Annotated in this window: 9 protein-coding genes; 2 read left to right on the top strand and 7 right to left on the bottom strand. The window is 72.7% G+C overall.

All coding sequences use genetic code 11. The features are described 5' to 3' along the window. Window positions 1–343: 343 nt before the first annotated feature. Window positions 344–1624, bottom strand: a complete 1281-nt coding sequence (locus ABZ842_RS11030; protein ID WP_361535306.1) for a DUF5685 family protein — start codon at window positions 1622–1624, stop codon at window positions 344–346. 303 nt (window positions 1625–1927) lie between these two features. Here ABZ842_RS11030 and sepF point away from each other — a divergent pair, with 303 nt between their 5' ends. Beyond that, window positions 1928–2374 (top strand): cell division protein SepF, encoded by a 447-nt coding sequence (sepF, locus tag ABZ842_RS11025; RefSeq protein ID WP_361535303.1) that lies wholly within the window; start codon window positions 1928–1930, stop codon window positions 2372–2374. A gap of 63 nt (window positions 2375–2437) precedes the next feature. On the opposite strand, the gene ABZ842_RS11020 is transcribed toward sepF, so the two are convergent. Both ABZ842_RS11020 and ABZ842_RS11015 read right to left on the bottom strand, forming a co-directional pair. Beyond that, window positions 2438–3628 carry an acyl-CoA dehydrogenase family protein gene (locus ABZ842_RS11020; protein WP_361535300.1) on the bottom strand — a complete coding sequence of 397 codons (1191 nt, stop codon included), beginning with the start codon at window positions 3626–3628 and terminating at the stop codon, window positions 2438–2440. Between the two features lie 656 nt (window positions 3629–4284). Next, entirely contained in the window at window positions 4285–5934 is a 1650-nt protein-coding gene (locus ABZ842_RS11015; protein ID WP_361535297.1) for an MFS transporter, read from the bottom strand. Between the two features lie 473 nt (window positions 5935–6407). Between ABZ842_RS11015 and ABZ842_RS11010 the strand changes: the two genes are divergently transcribed. Then, the gene (locus ABZ842_RS11010; RefSeq protein ID WP_361535294.1) at window positions 6408–7427 is read left to right on the top strand and encodes a phosphatase PAP2 family protein; all 1020 of its coding nucleotides are present in this window, start codon (window positions 6408–6410) and stop codon (window positions 7425–7427) included. 108 nt (window positions 7428–7535) lie between these two features. Here ABZ842_RS11010 and ABZ842_RS11005 read toward each other — a convergent pair whose 3' ends face one another. The 4 genes from ABZ842_RS11005 to ABZ842_RS10990 form a co-directional block, all read right to left on the bottom strand. After that, window positions 7536–7751, bottom strand: a complete 216-nt coding sequence (locus ABZ842_RS11005) for an I78 family peptidase inhibitor (RefSeq protein WP_361535291.1) — start codon at window positions 7749–7751, stop codon at window positions 7536–7538. A gap of 307 nt (window positions 7752–8058) precedes the next feature. Further along, window positions 8059–9027: a YafY family protein gene (locus tag ABZ842_RS11000; RefSeq protein ID WP_361535288.1), complete on the bottom strand. Its 969-nt coding sequence runs from the start codon at window positions 9025–9027 to the stop codon at window positions 8059–8061. Between the two features lie 79 nt (window positions 9028–9106). Then, window positions 9107–10390: a glycosyltransferase gene (locus tag ABZ842_RS10995; RefSeq protein ID WP_361535285.1), complete on the bottom strand. Its 1284-nt coding sequence runs from the start codon at window positions 10388–10390 to the stop codon at window positions 9107–9109. A 172-nt stretch (window positions 10391–10562) separates the two neighbouring features. After that, complete coding sequence (locus ABZ842_RS10990; RefSeq protein ID WP_361535282.1) at window positions 10563–11285, bottom strand: transglycosylase family protein; 723 nt, start codon at window positions 11283–11285, stop codon at window positions 10563–10565. Window positions 11286–11577 lie beyond the last annotated feature (292 nt).

Below are 11577 nucleotides of genomic sequence, written 5' to 3'. Positions count from 1 at the left end.
GGTCGAGCGACGACACGGACCGCGCCCCTCAGCACGGTCTCGTCACCGCAGGCTAGGCGCTGGTCGGTGTGGCGTGTCAAGGCCGTCCGGAGTGTGGGCGGTGCCACGGGGAACAGTTGACGCACCGACACATGCCTGTTCCACTGAGCACATGCATGCACAGCGACGGCTGGTCACCCGCTGCGACATCGACTTCGGTCGCGTGTGTTCCTGTTCCTGTACGTGTTCCTGTTGATTCGGAACCGAACCGACCGCCGTCCTCACAGCAGCGACACGCGCCCCTCCCCTCAGCGCCGCTTCTCCTCTTCCGATTCATCCCCTCTGACGTGAGAGCCCGTCAGTCTCAGCAGCAGTCACAGCTGCAGTCGCAGTCACAGCACTCCCCCTCCAGCCCCTTGCGGCGCTTGCGTGACCACGGCCCCTCCCAGCGGCTGCGGCACAGGGGTTGGCAGGTGCAGCAGATCCAGGTGGCGGCCAGGCAGCCGCCGAGGAAGCTGCGCGGCTTGGGGGCGGGGTCGGGCTCGGACGGCTGACCGCCAAAACGATCCCAGCCACCGCCGCCGCCACCGCCGCTGCCGCTGCCGCTGCCGCTGCCGCTGCCGCTGCCGCTGCCGCTGCCCGGTGAACCTCCCGAGCCCGCCCCGCGGAACGGGTTCCCGTCACTCGGGCTTCCGGCGTAGGGGTTGTGGGGGTGCGTGCTCCCGTCGTACGGGTTCCCGCTTCGCGATTGGCCTCCGCCTTGGCCCCCGGCCCCCTGGTGGCCTTGGTGGACCTGGCGGAAGGTCCGTTCCACCGCCGCCTCCAGCTCGTGCGTGAGCAGTTGGTGGACGAGCCGGCTCTCGACGAAGTCGACGTCGCGCAGCGCGAGCCGTACCCCCCGCACGGCGTCGTCGGCGAGCCGGCGCGCCTCGACGAGCGAAGTCCCGGTGGCGGTGAGCGGGTTCCACGCCCCCGACGCCGCGTCCGCCGCCCGGTCCTCCACCGCGTCCAGCAGGTGCGCGAGCCGACCGAAGAGCCGACCGGCCTCGGCGAGCGGCACGGCGTTGCCCGGCCGGCCGGCGAGCCGGGCGGTGTGCGCGAAGGCGGCTGCGGTCGCGGTCTCCGTCGGCTCGGTGACGGTCAACAGCGAAGTGCCGGGGCCGGCCAGCGCTTCGATGCCGCCCTGCCGGTCGACCGCGTCGAGCAGGACGGCGGTGTCGAAGCCCAACTCGGCCCCGGTGCGCGCACCCGCCCGGTCCCAGCCAGAGGCGACCCGGCGCGCGGCGGCGGCCACCGGCCGGCGCGCCAGCACCCCGTCCCCGTCGGCCACGTGATCGCGCACCTTCGCCGATGCCAGCACCAGGGACACCGCAGCCGCCAGACGCGCCCCCTCGCCCCGGGCGACCGGCGCCGTGCGCATCCCGCGCAGGGGGCAGGGCCCCGCGGTCCGCCGGGCGTCCGCGGCGGGCACGGACTGAGCCTCCGTCAACACCGAGACGATCAGGCCGTCGTAATTGGTGACCACCCGGGCGAACTGCCCGTGGTCGGCACGGAGCGCGAGGCACAGCCCGCACAGGTGCGCCATCCACTCGGCCCTGAGTCCTTCGGTGAGCCGATGGGCACAGGGCCTGACGATTCCGAACAAGGCTTTCCCCCCGTGGAGCCCTTCAGCAGCGCTCGACAGCGCCGCCGGGGCATCGTAACCAGACATGCGTACGCATTCGCGCCAGCTCACTCACCCATCTGGCCCGACTTTCATATTTTGCGACGATCATCAGGCGTATCTGGGAAGAACCCTGACGAACCGCCACATGTTCTGCACCAGTCCCGTCACGAATCCCCTGCACGGCGGCTATCCACTTGGCACCCGATCCGCATGATGGACGACCATAGGGACAGGGATGACGACAGACCGCCGGAGGGCGGACCACAGCGAAAGGAGGCGTCGATGGGATCCGTGCGCAAGGCGAGTGCCTGGCTGGGGCTCGTCGAGGACAGCGACGACCGCTACTACGCCGACGGCTACGACGGCGAGTACGCCGAGGGCGCCGACGGCGGCGACGCCTGGGTCACCGACCCGCGGGTGCGCACCGCCTCCGACTCCGCCCAGGAGGACGGCCGCAGGATCGCGACCGTCTCCCCCACCTGCTTCCGCGACGCCCGGGGCATCGGTGAGCTGTTCCGCGAGGGCGTGCCCGTCATCGTGAACCTCACCTCCCTGGAGCCCGCCGACGCCAAGCGCGTCGTGGACTTCGCCGCGGGGCTCACCTTCGGCCTGCGGGGCTCCATCGACCGGGTCGCCACCCGGGTGTTCCTGCTCAGCCCGGCGCACACCGAGGTCGTCAACGGCCAGGCCGCCGGCCGGCCCCAGGACAGCTTCTTCAACCAGAGCTGACCGGTCGGCGCACCGGGCGCGACCCCGGCCGAAGGGCCGGAGTCCCCCCGTCGCGCCGCCCGGTCACCGGAAGGCGTCCAATCCGGTGAGCGCCTTGCCCAGCACCAGCTGGTGCATCTCGACGGTGCCTTCGTAGGTGAGCACCGACTCCAGGTTCGTCGCGTGCCGCATCACCGGATATTCGAGCGAGATCCCGTTGGCCCCCAGCACGGTGCGCGCCGTGCGGCAGATCTCGATGGCCTCGCGCACGTTGTTGAGCTTCCCGAAGCTGACCTGCTCCGGACGGAGCGTCCCGGCGTCCATGCGCCGCCCGAGGTGGTGCGCGAGCAGGACGCCCTTGTGCAACTCCACCGCCATGTCGGCGAGCTTGGCCTGGGTGAGCTGGAAGCCGCCGATGGGGCGGTCGAACTGCACCCGGGTGCGGGCGTACTCCAGCGCCGAGGCGAAGCAGGTCCGCGCCGCCCCCATCGCGCCCCAGACGATGCCGTAGCGCGCGTGGTTGAGGCAGCCCAGCGGCGCGCGCAGCCCGCGGGCGCCGGGGAGCACGGCGTCGGCGGGCAGCCGCACCTCGTCCAGGACGAGTTCACTGGTCACGCTCGCCCGCAGGGACCACTTGTGCTTGATCTCGGGGGCGGCGAAGCCGGGTGTGTCGGTGGGCACGAGGAAGCCGCCGATCCCCTCGTCCGTACGGGCCCAGACGACGGCCACGCCGGCGACGGAGCCGTTGGTGATCCACGTCTTGCGGCCGGTGAGCACCCAGTCGGAGCCGTCGCGCCGGGCGCGGGTGCGCATGCCGGCGGGGTCGGAGCCGTGGTCGGGCTCGGTCAGTCCGAAGCATCCGATGGTGCGGCCGGCCGCCATGTCCGGCAGCCAGCGCTGCCGCTGCTCCTCGGAGCCGTAGCGGTGGATCGCGTACATGGCGAGCGAGCCCTGCACGGAGACGAGTGAGCGGATCCCGGAGTCCGCGGCCTCCAGTTCGAGACAGGCCAGCCCGTACTGGACGGCGCTGGCGCCGGCGCAGCCGTACCCCTCCAGGGACATGCCGAGGGCGCCGATGTCGCCGAGTTCGCGGGCGAGCTCCCTGATCCCGGGCAGCTCGCCCTGCTCGTACCAGTGCGCGACGTCGGGCAGCACCCGATCGGCGGCCCAGGCGCGCACCGTGTCGCGCACGGCGAGGTCCTCGACCGTGAGGAGGTCGTCGATGCCGAGGGGGTCGTACGGGTCGAAGGGCGCGGGCTGATCGGGTGCGGGCATGGCGGGGCCTTTCGGACGCGTCGTCTGCGGTGCGCTGTGCTGTGCTGTGCCCAGGAAACTAGCAGCGGTAGTCCCCCTGCGGCCCGGTGGTGGGCTTGTCACGCAGTTCCGCCCCCTGTGCCCTGCGGGCACGGGGGGATCCCCAGCGCGCCGGGACTTGCCCGCCATTGCCCTGCGGGTGCGTTGGTCTCCGCGGCCCGGTGGTGGGCTGATCGCACAGTTCCCCGCGCCCCTAAAACCTCCGCCTGCACCCGCAGACAAGTGACGGGGCAGCGAAACAGGGGCGCGGGGAACTGCGCGACAAGCCACCCACCGGGCCGCGGAGACCAACCGGCCCACAGGGGAACGGCGGATGCGTCCAGGGGGCCGGCTAGGGGGCTTCTGATGGATCAGGCTGGATGAGGGTGGGGTCCCTCCCACGCCCTCCGGGCGCAGGGGGAGGGTTCTGGTGCCGTGGATCTTCCCCCTGCCCTGCGGGCACGGGGGGACCCCCAGCGGAGGAGGGAGTCAATGCGGTGGGGGTACCACCGTGCCCGCAGGGCACAGGGGGCCATGGGCGACCGACGACAACGCGGAGTGGGGGCACCTCCCGGGCCGAAGGCCCAGAGGGAGCGGTGCCAGCGCACGCGAGCCCAGCAAGATCCATCAGAAGCCCCCTACGGGTGGCTGGCCACCTTGCGGGTCGGGTCGGGGGCGTCGGCCGGCTCGCGGCTCGCCGGGAGGACAGCCCCACGGACCCGCTCCGCAGGCACAGGCGCAGCCAGCCGCACCCCGCACTCCATCCCCCGCGGCAACCGCAGCGCGGCCAGCGCCCCGAGCAGCAGCAGTCCCGCGCTGACCACCAGCGTGACGTGCAGGCCGTGCACGAAGGAGGTGCGCGCGGTGGAGCGCAGCAGCTCCCCCGCCGCGCCCCCGAGCCGGTCCGAGACCTGGTACGCCTCGCCGAGCGAGTGCGACGCGGCGGAACTCGCGGCCGGCGGCACCCCCGCGAGCGAGCCGAAGGCCGGTGCGTACGCGGCGTTCATCACGCTGCCCAGCAGGGCGATCCCCATGCCGGCGCCGAGTTGGTACGAGGTCTCGCCGATCGCCGCCGCCCCGCCCGCCTGCTTCGCCGGCGCCTCGCTGAGCATCGATTCGTACGAGGCGAAGAGCGTGGTCTGAAGGCCGAAGCCGAGGAGCACGAAGCCGGTGGTGAGCAGCAGCGGCCGGTCGTGCTGGCCCATCAGGGTCAGCAGCAGCACCGCGGCGGCGGTCAGCAGGAAGCCCCCGCAGACCATCCGGCGCGGCCCGACCCGGCGCAGGGTGTACGAGCCGGTGGCGCCCGCGGCCATCGCGGCGAAGGTCAGCGGAAGCAGCCGCAGCCCGGTCTCCACGGGGCTCAGCCCCAAGATGAGCTGGAGGTACTGGACGGCGATCAACTGGAGGCCGACCAGTGCGAGCATGGCGAGGACGATGCAGCCGACCGAGGTGGAGAACGCGGCGACGGCGAACATCCGCACGTCCACCAGCGGATGGCGGCGGCTGCGCTGGCGGTGCACGAACCCCGCGAGCAGCGCGGCGCCGGCCAGCAGCGGCAGCGCCGTGCGGGCGTCGAGGATCCCGTGTCCGACGCCGAGCCGCTTGACCCCGAAGACCAGGCAGAGGACGCCGGCCGCGGCCATCAGCGCGCCCAGCACGTCCCAGGGGCCGTCGGCGCCGCTGCGGGACTCGGGCAGCAGCCAGCGGGCCACCGGCAGCAGCACGACCATCAGGGGGATGTTGATCAGGAAGACCGAGCCCCACCAGAAGTTCTCGACGAGGAAGCCGCCGAGGAGGGGTCCGGTCGCGGCGCCCACGGCGGCGACCGCGGTCCAGATCCCGATGGCCATCGCCCGCTCGCGGCGGTCGGGGAAGACCGCGCGCAGCACGGAGAGCGTGGCGGGCATGATCATCGCGCCGCCGACGCCGAGCAGGGCGCGGGCCGCGATCAGCACCTCGGGGGTGGTGGCGAACGCCGCGAAGGCGGAGGCGACGCCGAAGATGGCGTACCCCAGCAGCAGCACCCGGCGGCGGCCGATCCGGTCGCCGAGGGTGCCGAAGAGGATCAGCAGCGCGGCGCAGACCAGCGGATAGGCGTCGACGATCCACAGCAGTTCGACGCCGCTCGGCCGCAGGTCCTCCGTGACCTCGGGCACCGCGACGTGCAGCACCGTGGCGTCGACGGCGACCAGCAGCAGACTCACGCACAGGACGACGAGGACGACCCAGCGGTGGCCGCCGTCGCCGACGGAGCGCGGGCGGGCCGCCGCCGCGGTCGTCCCTGACATCCACTACCTCCAGTGCCTCCCCCGTCCGCGGTGGACCCGGCCGGGGGAAACGGGGACGGGGACGGTCCCGTGCGGCGGTCCGGCGTCGACGGACGAGTGAGCCGTCAGCGTACGCGAGTTCACCTGCACGGCGCGTGGCCCACCTCTCACGCCGTGGTGCGCCGGCGTGTGGCGTACGCCACCCCGCCACCGTCGCGGTTCGGCCACCGATCACCGCGGGTCGGCCACGGGAGCCCGCGCGGATGAGAAAAAATTCATACGGGGATGCGATGAACTACAATTGGCCGCTCAGATCCCGCCGGGTTAAGGGGCTTTCGGGACGGCCTCCCGGAGCTTTACGACACCTGAGCTCCGGAATTTCCCGAATGGCCAGTCTTAAATTCCGCGTCAGGAGACATACTCCACATCACATCGTCATCACAAACCCGCCGGATCGGCCGGGTCGCACCCTCACTCGCTGTAACGTCGATTGGGTGCGTACCGACATCTTCGCCCGGCTGGACCGGGAGCCGGAACCGCCGAAGATAGAGATCCCGCGGATGAGCCGCACCCGTCTCGCCCTCTTCGGCGGGACGGCCGTGTTCTACGTCGCCATCGTCGTGGCCGTGCTGGCGTCGACGTGGCTGGTGCTCATCGACTGGAAGGTCATGCTGTTCCGGCCCTACCAGCAGTGGCCGCAACTGCACGCCTTCCTCGACTACTTCGTGGTCCTCGGCCAGCGGGGCCCCACCGCCGTGATGGTGGCTGCCTGGCTGGGCTGGCGCTCCTGGCGCCAGCACACGCTGCGCCCCCTGCTGGCGCTCGGCGTCGCGCTGCTGCTGCTCAACGTGACCGTCGGCAGCGTCAAGTACGGACTGGGCCGGCTCGGCCCCCACTACGCGACGCAGATCGGTTCGTCCGAGATGTTCGCCGGCGGGGATATATTCCCTTCCGGTCACACCGCCAATGCGGTCGTCACCTGGGGAATCCTGGCCTATCTGGCCACCACCCCGACGACCCGCCGCTATCTGTCGGCGCTCTCGGCCACGGTCTCGCTCGGGGTCGGACTCACCACCGTCTACATCGGTACGCACTGGTTGAGCGACGTGCTGCTGGGCTGGGCCGCCGGTCTGCTGATCCTGTTGGCGCTGCCCTGGTGCGAGCCGCTGATCGGCCGTGCGGAGGCGTGGATCCTGGGCCAGCGCGACCGGTTGCGCGCGCGGCGCGCCCTCGTCCCCTCGCTGCCGGTGGCGGCCGGCGGGCCGAGGCCCGCGGTGGCGGCGCAGCGCTCGGCCGGCAGCGCCGGCGAGGACCAGCGGCGCGAGCCCGTCGTCAACCTGGGCGCCACCCTGCCCGGGCCGTCCGCCGCCCCGACCACCACCGCCGGGTCGGCCGGCACGGCGACGGCGCGGCGCGCCCAGGCGCGGGCCCACACCGCGCGCTCCGAGCGGACGCCGGTGACCCCCTCGGGCAGCCACCGGCCGTCCGCGTCCCGGACGATGTCGGGCGGCTGAGGCCGCTCCCGTACCACCGCACGTCGACGAAGGGCCCCGCGCCGAGAAGGCCGGGGCCCTTCCCCGTGCCCGGGCGCCCGTGCCCCGCGCACGCGCACCGGTCGGCGCTCAGCCGCGCCAGCAGCGCACCACGGTGTCGTGCTCGACCTCGAAGTTGATCCTGCCCCTGAGGTATTCCAGGGTGATGATCGCGCCCGGGGGCAGCGAGCGGACGGTGCTCCAGCCGCGCTGTCGGGCCCGGCGCTCGGCGTCCTCGGCGCGCAGCCCGACGTACGCACCGGTGGCGTCGTCCGGCTCGGCGGAGGGGGTCGGTATGGGTGCCATGCCTTCCACGGTAGGCGGCAGCGGACGGTGACGGAAGCGGAGCACGGGTCGCCGGCCGGCCGTCCCCGCGCCATCCACTCGTCACACTTCTGTCACAAGGCGGCGGGACACGTTCAGCCCAAACGCCGTCACTCGTACGGGCACTTCCGCACCGCCCGCACGGCAATTCCCGAAGGGTGGACGATCATGGAGAATTCCGGCGGGGGAATTGTCGGAACCCCTCGTCACTCCTCGTCGATGAAATGCCGCATCCGGACCATTCACGGGTTCCTTACACAATCCCCCGCACCTTCCCACCGGGCCGACATCAGGGCTCGCGTCGGTCGATGGCACGGGAGAGCCGGTCCCGCACGGTCGCGATGTGGTCCTGCAACTCGACGGGCTCGACTACGTCGAAGTCCACACCCATCAGCAGCACGTGAACCACCATCACGTCCAGGTCGGTCGCCCCGGTGCGCAGCAGACAGCGCCCTTCGTCGAGCGGCTCCAGCAGGCCGTCCGCCGGGGAGATCAGCTCGGCCGCCCGCTCGTAGGGCGTGTGCAGCTGGATGACCGCCCGGGTGGTGTACGCGCGGGTGGAGATGCCCTGCGCCACGTACTGCGCCAGGTCCTGCGCGGGCGGGGTGCGCGGGGTGAAGCGCGGGCCGTGCGGGGGCGCGGGGACGATGCGGTCGGCCCGGAAGGTGCGCCAGTCCTCCCGGTCGAGGTCCCAGGCCACCAGGTACCAGCGGCGCTCGCTGCACACCAGGCGGTGGGGCTCGACGGTGCGGCGGGAGGCGGCGCCGTTGTGGTCCTCGTAGGCGAACCGCAGGCGCTCGCTGTCGCGGCAGGCGTTCGCCAACTCGGTGAGCACGGCCGCGTCCAGCCGGGCGCTCGGTTCGCGCAGCAGCGGCACGGTGACGGAGTTCAGCGCGCCCACCCGGCGCCGCAGCCGGCCCGGCAACACCTGCTCCAGCTTGGCGAGCGCGCGTACGGAGCTCTCGCCGATGCCCTCGATGCCGTTGCCGGCTGCCGTGCGCAGCCCTACGGCGACGGCGACGGCCTCGTCGTCGTCGAGCAGCAGCGGCGGCAGTTCCGCGCCGGCGCCGAGCCGGTAGCCGCCGCCGGTGCCGGGGCTGGCGTCGACCGGATAGCCGAGCTCCCGCAGCCGGTCCACGTCCCGGCGCACCGTGCGCGCCGTGACGCCGAGCTGCCGGGCCAGCTCGGCGCCGGACCATTCACGGCGCGCCTGGAGCAGCGAGAGCAGACGCAGCAGTCGAGCGGAGGTCTCCAACATGCCCTGCAGTCTGCCAAGCCCGCCCGACGACGCCGACCGGCCCCTACACCTGCGCCTATGCCTATCCCTACGCCTATGCCTATGCCTTGCGGAGTCGGCGCAGTGCGGCGGCGGCCAGGTAGCGCAGGGCGTACGCGCTGCCGTACGCGGCGCCGCGGCAGCGCAGCGCCAGGTCGCGCACCGCGCCGCGCGAGCCGCGGGCCCGGGAGCGCTCGACCAGTTCGGTGAAGATCGCTTCGTGGCGTTCGGCGATCCGCGCCGGGTCGAAGCGCATCGACGCGGCGAGGGCCGCAGCCCCGGTGCGTCGCCGCAGGTCGTCGTCGTCGATCAGCTCCAGCAGCGCGTCGGCGACGGCGTCCGCGTCGCCGACCGGCACCAGTCGGCCGTCCGCGCCGTCCGCGATGATCTCGCGCGGCCCGTGCGGGCAGTCGGTGGCGACCACCGGCAGCCCGCAGCGCATCGCCTCCACGATCGTCATCCCGAAGGACTCCTTGCTGGAGGTGACCGCGGCGATGGAGCCCTTGACCCACTCCGGCTCCAGCGGGTTGGCGTTGCCCATCAAGAAGACGTGGCCCTTGAGGTCGCGCTCCTCGATCAGCGCGGTGAGCGCGTCCCGCTCGTTGCCGGTGGCGTCCCCGCTACCGTAGATCCGCAAGGTCCAGTCCGGGCGGGCGGCGACGACCTTGGAGAACGCCTTCACCAGCAGGTCGTAGCGCTTGACCCGGGTCAGCCGGCCGGCCGCGACGACGACCTTCCCACTGCCGTCGGCGGGGGTGACGCTCGGCTCCGGCACGCTGTTCGGGACGGCGTCGATGCGTACGCCCGGCAGGTTCAGCCGGGTGCGGTAGGCGCGGGCGTCCGCCTCGGTGACGGTGGTGACCGCGTCCAGGAGCCCGTAGCGGAAGCCGAGCTCCCGGCGGAGCCGGTAGCTGTGGCCGTCCAGCGTCAGGTGCTCCTGGCCGACGCGGACCGGGCCGCGGCGGGTCTGGCGGGCGATGTGGACGTTGAGCCCGGGTCGGGTGCCGACGACGACGTCCGCGTCGAGGGAGCGCAGGTGCGCCCCGATGCGGTCGTCGGTGAGTCGGCTGTACTGCTTGTGCCGGCCGTCGCCGCGCGGGAAGACCCGGGCGGGCTTGCGGTAGTCCGGCAGGTCGCCCGCGAAGTCCGGACTCCCCCGGCGCAGGTCGACGAGCTCGCGCATGGTGACGCCGTGGGGCGTCCCCATCAAGGGCTCGTCGCGGTGCCGGAAGACGGAGACGATCTCCACGTCGTGCCGTTCCGCGAGGGCCTGGGCGAGGTTGAAGGTCGTGCGGATGGTGCCGCCGATGCCGTATGCGTTGTGCAGCAGGAATGAAATGCGCATGCGCTGCCGCGCCCCCTGTTCAGATGTGGTCGAACAGGACTCTACTGCGCCCCGGCCCCTCCCACGGGCCGGGGCCGGCGTGCGGGCGGGCGCAGCCCCGCCCGGGGAACGTCGGGCGGGGCTGCGGTGTGGGGGGTGGCGGTGCGGTACGGCCTGCCGGCCGCTTCCGGCCTCAGAGCGACAGGCGCTGGCCGGGCACGATGAGGTCGGGGTCGGCGCCGATGACCGAGCGGTTGGCCCGGTGGATGTCGCGCCAGTCCTTGCCGTGGGCTGCGGCGATGCCGCTGAGGGTGTCGCCCTGGCGGACGGCGTACGTGCCGGCGCGCGCGGCGGCACGGCCGGTGTGGGCCTCGGTGCGCCGCGGGGGCTCGTTCGTGCGCTGTCCTGCGTACGCCTTCGGCTTCGGCGTCGCCTTGGTCTTGGTCTTGTTCGTGTGGGTCGTGGCCTTCGGCGCCTTGTACGACTTCGCGGCCTTCGCCGGCTTCACGGCCGGGGCGGACGCCGGGGCGCTGCCGTAGGCGCCGGCCTTGCGGGAACAGGTGGGCCAGGCGCCCCAACCCTGAACGCGCTGGACCTTGGTGGCGATCGCGATCTGCTGGGCCTTGCTGGCCTTGTCGGCGGTGCGGGCGTAGGCGCCGCCGCCGAAGCCCTTCCAGGTGGAGGCGGAGAACTGGAGTCCGCCGTAGTAGCCGTTGCCGGTGTTGATGTGCCAGTTTCCGCCGCTTTCGCACTGGGCGATGCGGTCCCACACCCCGTTGTCCGCCGCTTGGGCCTCGCCCGCCGTGGTGGCGACGAGGGCGAGCGGTGCGACGAGGGCGGCGCCTGCCAGGGCCGCCGGGAAGCGTCCGCGGGCGGCGGACGAGTGGGTGCGGGAGTGACGGGAATGAGCGGACATCACAGACCTCTCGAAGGACCCGGGGTCTCCCGTGCGGCGCGGACGACGACGCTTCCGGCGTCGCCGACCCGTACCGCCCGACCCGCCGGGGAGGTGCCCGCACGACGGCGTTGCCGACGAAACGGGCGGAGGTGGTGCACGGGCCGTACTGGCGGTACGGCACCGGGGCGGGTCGACCCAGGACGGTGCTCTCTGCACCCGGCGGAGGAATGTACGGAGTCCGCGGCCCCCAGCTCAACCAATTCCTCGTTACCGCAGGCCAGTTGGGCATTACCAAAGGTAACTTGACAGC

Origin of the sequence: Streptomyces sp. NPDC047315, from assembly GCF_040643215.1 — a bacterium.
Classification (GTDB): Bacteria; Actinomycetota; Actinomycetes; order Streptomycetales; family Streptomycetaceae; genus Streptomyces.
The sequence above is the reverse complement of the archived record's forward strand: the minus strand, read 5'-3'. Positions and strand labels throughout refer to the sequence as shown.

Excerpts from the sequence above, each read along its gene's own strand:
- ABZ842_RS11015 (WP_361535297.1), bottom strand. The coding sequence starts at position 5,934 with ATGTCAGGGACGACCGCGGCGGCGGCCCGCCCGCGCTCCGTCGGCGAC.
- ABZ842_RS10990 (WP_361535282.1), bottom strand. The coding sequence starts at position 11,285 with ATGTCCGCTCATTCCCGTCACTCCCGCACCCACTCGTCCGCCGCCCGC.
- ABZ842_RS10995 (WP_361535285.1), bottom strand. The coding sequence starts at position 10,390 with ATGCGCATTTCATTCCTGCTGCACAACGCATACGGCATCGGCGGCACC.
- sepF (WP_361535303.1), top strand. The coding sequence starts at position 1,928 with ATGGGATCCGTGCGCAAGGCGAGTGCCTGGCTGGGGCTCGTCGAGGAC.
- ABZ842_RS11005 (WP_361535291.1), bottom strand. The coding sequence starts at position 7,751 with ATGGCACCCATACCGACCCCCTCCGCCGAGCCGGACGACGCCACCGGT.
- ABZ842_RS11000 (WP_361535288.1), bottom strand. The coding sequence starts at position 9,027 with ATGTTGGAGACCTCCGCTCGACTGCTGCGTCTGCTCTCGCTGCTCCAG.
- ABZ842_RS11020 (WP_361535300.1), bottom strand. The coding sequence starts at position 3,628 with ATGCCCGCACCCGATCAGCCCGCGCCCTTCGACCCGTACGACCCCCTC.